The organism is Polaribacter sp., assembly GCF_965656025.1.
GTDB lineage: Bacteria > Bacteroidota > Bacteroidia > Flavobacteriales > Flavobacteriaceae > Polaribacter.
This window is the reverse complement of sequence record NZ_CBFHJT010000019.1, coordinates 28391-33406: the sequence shown is the minus strand read 5'-3', so window position 1 is coordinate 33406 and position 5016 is coordinate 28391. Positions and strand designations below refer to the sequence as shown.

Genomic DNA, 5016 nt, shown 5'->3' with positions numbered 1-5016 from the left:
TTATTGGTGTAGAAAAAGTGTACCATTGTGCAGCGTTTATTTCTTTTAATCCAAAAGATTATATAGAAATGCGTAAAGTAAATATACATGGTACAGCCATTATTGTAAACCTTTCTATAGATGCTAAAATAGATAAATTGTGTTTTGTAGGTTCTATTGCTTCTGTGGGAGATGCTGTTAATGGGCAACTAATTACTGAAGAAAATGAGTGGAATAAAGAACAAGACAACAGTGGTTATTCCATCACAAAATTTGGTGCAGAAATGGAGGTTTGGCGAGCAAGTCAAGAAGGTGTTGAGGTAGTTATTGTAAATCCAGGAATAATTTTAGGAAGCGGTTTTTGGCAATCTGGTTCTGGTAAATTATTTAGTCAGGTTTTTAATGGGTTTAAATATTTTACAGAAGGAATTACTGGTTTTGTGGGCGTAAAAGATGTAGTAAAAACCATGATTCTATTAATGGATTCTACCATTAAAAACGAACGTTTTATTTTGGTTTCAGAAAACAAAACATATAAAGATGTATTATTTGTCATTTCAGATAGTTTTAGTAAAAAAAGACCTTCTAAAAAAATAAAACCTTGGCAAACTAGTATTTTATGGAGGTTTTCTGCTTTTGTAGCTAAAATTTCAGGAGTACAACCTTTGTTAAGTAAGTATTCTGCAAGAAGTGCACACGCTGTTTCTAAATATTCTTCTCAAAAAATAAAAGAGACCTTAAAATATCAATTTGAAAAAATAGATAATGTTGTTCAACAAGTTTGCAACAATTACTCTAAGTAATTATTGTCTTTGCAACGCTTCACGATCATTTAAAATATTGGTATTTAAAGTATCTAATTTTATACCGTGTTTTTTTAAAGAGTCATTTACAATTTTTAGACTATCTAATTTTATTTCAAGTTTTTTTGCTTTATCTATGGAATCTTTTTTTATAGAGTCTAATCTAGTTTGTTTCTGTTTGTAAAAGTCTCCTTGTTCTTCTATACTTTCTTTGGCTCTTTCTAATATTTTTTGATAATCGTCTATTTTAGACATGTAATAGAAATTACTAGTTTGAAATCTTGCACTATCAATTTTAAATTTTTCATATACGATAGGCATATAATTAACACTTTTTTGAAGGTTCTTATTTTTGATAAACTTAGCACTGCTAGCAATAACCATTTCTTGCAATAATAATTGCATAGTATCTTTAGGTATTAAATCTTTTGGTTTTTCTAAAATGGTATTACTAGTACAAGAAAAAAGTAAAACAGCACAAAAAATAATTAAAATAGCTTTCATTTTATCTATTAAAAGTTAATCTTTTACCTTTTACAGCATCATTAAAAATACCATTATTATATATTAAATTTCCATTTACAAAGGTATGTGTAATGCTTGCGGAAAAAGTTGTACCCTCAAAAGGAGACCAACCACATTTGTACAAAACATTTTCTTTGGTTACGGTTTGCGGTTTGTTTGGGTCTATTAAGACCAAATCTGCATAATAACCTTCTTTAATAAAACCACGTTTTTTTATTTGAAACAACTTGGCAGGATTATGACTCATTTTTTCTACCGCTTTTTCAATTGAAATAACACCTTCTTTTACTTTTTCTAAAATAGCTATTACTGCATGTTGTACTAATGGCCCACCACTTGGTGCTTTTGTATACACATTATTTTTTTCTTCTAAAGTATGTGGTGCATGGTCTGTTGCTAACACATCAATTCTATCGTCTAACAAAGCTTTCCATAACCCTTGTCTGTCTTTTTCTGTTTTTACAGCAGGATTCCATTTGATAAATGTTCCTTTTTCATCATAATCTTTATCGTTAAACCAAAGATGATGTACACAAACTTCTGCTGTAATTTGTTTTTCTTCTAGTGGAATATCGTTTCTAAAAAGATGAGTTTCTTTTTCTGTAGAAACATGAAAAATATGCAAACGAGCGCCTGTTTTTTTTGCCAACTCTATGGCTTTAGATGAAGATATGTAACACGCTTCTTCGCTTCTAATAACTGGGTGATATTTAATAGGAATATCATCACCATACTTTTCTTTAAATTCTGCTGTATTTTTTCTGATAGTTGCTTCGTCTTCACAATGTACAGAAATAATCATTTTGGTTGATGAGAAAATTTTTTCTAAAACTTCTACGTCATCTACCAACATATTTCCTGTAGACGAACCTAAAAATAACTTAATACCAGCCACTTTTTTTGGATCTGTTTTTAATAATTCTTCTAAATTATTATTAGTGCCACCAAACATAAAAGAGTAATTGGTATAAGAATCTTTACTTGCAATGCTAAATTTATTTTCTAGCAATTCTTGCGTTGTTGCTTGTGGTACTGTGTTGGGTTGCTCTATAAAAGTGGTAATGCCACCTGCAACAGCAGCTTTACTTTCGGTAGCAATATTGGCTTTGTGTGTTAAACCAGGTTCTCTAAAATGTACTTGATCGTCTATAAAACCGGGTATTAAATAATTACCATTTGCATTTATAACTTTCATATTTTCTTCAACAGTAATGTTCGAAGAAATTTGTTTTATCACTTCATTTTCAATCAAAACGTCACTTTTAAAAGTTTTGTTTTCATTAACTACTTTAGCATTTTTAATTAGGTAAGTTGTCATTTTTAATCTTTTGGTAATCCTTTTAATCTCATTTTTATTACTCCAAAAAGTGCTTCAGAAACAATATTTCCACTCATTTTAGAGGCTCCTAAATCTCTGTCTGTAAAAATTACAGAGACTTCTTTTATGTTAAATTTATGTTTCCACGCTTTAAATTTCATTTCTATTTGAAAAGCATATCCAATAAACTTTATTTTATCTAAGTTAATGGTTTCCAGAACTTTACGTTTCCAGCAAACAAAACCAGCAGTGGTATCAAAAACAGGTATTCTTGTAATAAAACGCACGTATTTTGATGCAAAATAAGAAAGCAACAGTCGTTTAATATCCCAATTAACCACATTCACTTGGTTTTTAACATATCTAGAGCCTACAGAAACGTCTCCACCGTCTTTTTTGCATGCATTATACAACCTTATCAAATCTTTTGGATTGTGAGAAAAATCAGCATCCATCTCAATGATATAGTCATATTTTTTTGACAAAGCCCATTTAAAACCATGAATATAAGCAGTACCCAAACCATTTTTTCCTTTTCTTTTCTCTATAAAAAGTTGGTTTGGAAATTCAGTCATTAAATTTTCTACAATTTTGCCAGTTCCATCAGGAGAATTATCATCAACAATTAAAATATGGAATTCTTTTTCTTCACTAAAAACAGCTCTAATGATAGCTTCTATATTTTCTTTTTCGTTATAAGTAGGAATTATGACTAACGCGTCTGACATAAATTAAATTTCATGTAGTATAATACAAATATACATTTTTTAATTACTAATTTTGTGTTAATCTTACTTAGAAAAAAGAAGTGCAAGCATTAGAAAAAATAGCAATTAATAAAAATTGGATTACCTTAATAATACTACTATTATTACTATTAATTGCTGTGCTTAAATCTATAGATAAAGAACGATTAAAAGGTTATGTTTTCGCTTTTTTTAATAAAAACTTTATAGATTTAGAAGTAGAAGAAAATCCTTCATTTTTTAATAGTTTTAATTTTATTTTGTTTTTGTTTTCTGCAATAATTTTGTCTTTAACTAGTAGTTTATTGTTAGCTAATAAAAGCTATTTTTTCGATCATACATTTTCATCTTTTTTAACGATTTTAGTACTCGTTTTAAGTTATCTTTTACTTAAAAAATTGTTAGATTTTTTATTAGTTCGCGTTTTTATAATAAAAAAACAGCTTCAGTTTTATACAATTTCTAAAATTAGCTATTTATATGCTATCAGTTTTGGGTTGTTTGTTGTTACTATTATAACTACCTACAGTGGTATAAATACTAGAGTTTTATATTATACTTTTGTTTTTCTGCTTGCCTTTCGTTTTGTAACTCATATTATTATTAACAAAAAGCTGATTTTTAGCAAGTTGTTTTATTTTATTTTGTACATTTGCGCCTTCGAAATAGCACCGCTATTTTTACTATTTAAATTGATACTTTAAATTAAAAAACAAAAGCGTATGAAAGTGAAAACTATTTTAGTATCGCAACCCGAACCTAAAACAGAAACTTCTCCTTATTTTGATTTGTCTAATAAACAGAAAGTAAAAATAGATTTTAGATCTTTTATTCATGTAGAAGGTATTCCTGTTAAAGAAGTTAGGTCTCAAAAAGTAGACTTAAAAAACTTTACAGCTATTATTTTAACAAGTAGAAATGCTGTAGATTACTTCTTTAAAATTGCAGAAGAAATGCGTTTTAAGGTGCCAGATGATATGAAATATTTTTGCCAGTCAGAAGCTGTTGCTTACTATTTGCAAAAATATGTAGTGTATAGAAAACGTAAAATTTATGTAGGTAACAGAACGTTTCCTGAGTTAACCAAGTTGATTAAAAAGCATAAAACAGAAAATTTTTTATTACCATCTTCAGACAAATTAAAACCATTAATCCCAGACGAATTAAATGCTTTAGGTGTAAAATGGACTCGTCTAGATTTGTATAGAACTGTGGTTAGTGATTTATCTGATTTAGAAGATGTTTTTTATGATATTTTAGTGTTTTTTAGTCCTTCTGGAATTGAATCTTTGCTTCAAAACTTCCCGGAATTTAAGCAAAACAATACCAGAATTGCTGCTTTTGGTAACTCTACAGTAAATGCTGTTACTGAGGCAGGTTTTAAATGTGATATTAAAGCACCAGCGCCTGAAACTCCTTCTATGACAATGGCTTTAGAAAAATATATTAAAGAAGTAAACAAAAAATAAATTACTTTTTATCAAATAAATTAAAATAAACCGAGCAGCAATGTTCGGTTTATTTTTTTATAAACAAGTGTTTTTACTTACTGTCGTATTATTTTAAAAACTTAAATTAGCTAAAAATATATAATAAGAGTTTTTTTATATGAAGTCAAATTTATCTTTTCTAATTATTTTTTGTG

At 28.2% G+C, this 5016-nt stretch carries 6 protein-coding genes; 3 read left to right on the top strand and 3 right to left on the bottom strand.

Annotated features, from left to right (window positions below):
- Positions 1 to 782, top strand: a 782-nt coding sequence (locus ACTG3S_RS05430; protein WP_439128351.1) for an SDR family oxidoreductase, incomplete at its 5' end; no start/stop codon positions are given.
- On the opposite strand, the gene ACTG3S_RS05425 is transcribed toward ACTG3S_RS05430, so the two are convergent.
- The 3 genes from ACTG3S_RS05425 to ACTG3S_RS05415 are packed head-to-tail and all read right to left on the bottom strand — an operon-like array spanning position 783 to position 3353.
- Positions 783 to 1286 (bottom strand): DUF4296 domain-containing protein, encoded by a 504-nt coding sequence (locus ACTG3S_RS05425; RefSeq protein WP_439128350.1) that lies wholly within the window; start codon positions 1284 to 1286, stop codon positions 783 to 785. It abuts the gene before it with no gap.
- 1 nt (position 1287) lies between these two features.
- Positions 1288 to 2625, bottom strand: coding sequence for a dihydroorotase (locus tag ACTG3S_RS05420; RefSeq protein ID WP_439128349.1), 1338 nt, complete (start codon positions 2623 to 2625; stop codon positions 1288 to 1290).
- A 2-nt stretch (positions 2626 to 2627) separates the two neighbouring features.
- The gene (locus tag ACTG3S_RS05415; protein ID WP_439128348.1) at positions 2628 to 3353 is read right to left on the bottom strand and encodes a polyprenol monophosphomannose synthase; all 726 of its coding nucleotides are present in this window, start codon (positions 3351 to 3353) and stop codon (positions 2628 to 2630) included.
- Positions 3354 to 3433: 80 nt separating this feature from the next.
- Here ACTG3S_RS05415 and ACTG3S_RS05410 point away from each other — a divergent pair, with 80 nt between their 5' ends.
- Together ACTG3S_RS05410 and ACTG3S_RS05405 are read left to right on the top strand one after the other, a co-directional pair.
- Positions 3434 to 4075: a DUF4271 domain-containing protein gene (locus tag ACTG3S_RS05410; protein ID WP_439128347.1), complete on the top strand. Its 642-nt coding sequence runs from the start codon at positions 3434 to 3436 to the stop codon at positions 4073 to 4075.
- Between the two features lie 18 nt (positions 4076 to 4093).
- Positions 4094 to 4840, top strand: a complete 747-nt coding sequence (locus tag ACTG3S_RS05405) for a uroporphyrinogen-III synthase (protein ID WP_439128346.1) — start codon at positions 4094 to 4096, stop codon at positions 4838 to 4840.
- Positions 4841 to 5016 lie beyond the last annotated feature (176 nt).

Bases quoted from the DNA above. Each gene is read 5' to 3' on its own strand.
- ACTG3S_RS05405 (WP_439128346.1), top strand. From the start codon at position 4,094: ATGAAAGTGAAAACTATTTTAGTATCGCAACCCGAACCTAAAACAGAA.
- ACTG3S_RS05415 (WP_439128348.1), bottom strand. From the start codon at position 3,353: ATGTCAGACGCGTTAGTCATAATTCCTACTTATAACGAAAAAGAAAAT.
- ACTG3S_RS05425 (WP_439128350.1), bottom strand. From the start codon at position 1,286: ATGAAAGCTATTTTAATTATTTTTTGTGCTGTTTTACTTTTTTCTTGT.
- ACTG3S_RS05420 (WP_439128349.1), bottom strand. From the start codon at position 2,625: ATGACAACTTACCTAATTAAAAATGCTAAAGTAGTTAATGAAAACAAA.